Annotated in this window: 1 protein-coding gene; it reads left to right on the top strand. The window is 64.5% G+C overall.

Translation table 11 applies throughout. The features are described 5' to 3' along the window. Positions 1–2 precede the first annotated feature (2 nt). A partial coding sequence (locus tag AC0L20_RS41660; RefSeq protein WP_473295934.1) for a GTP-binding protein occupies positions 3–245 on the top strand: 243 nt, incomplete at its 3' end.

Genomic DNA, 245 nt, shown 5'->3' on the forward strand with positions numbered 1-245 from the left:
CCCTGACCCTCGCCCTGTGCCTGGCGCTGCGTGAGCGCTACAACCTGGCCGTGGTCACCAACGACATCTACACCCGCGAAGACGCCGACTTCCTGGTGCGCAACCAGGCTCTGGCGCCGGAACGCATCATCGGTGTGGAAACCGGCGGCTGCCCGCACACGGCAATCCGCGAAGATGCTTCGATCAACCTGGAAGCGGTGGACCAGCTCAACCGCCGTTTTCCCGGTCTGGACCTGATTCTGGTG

The organism is Bradyrhizobium sp. Kon58 (genome assembly GCF_055807455.1).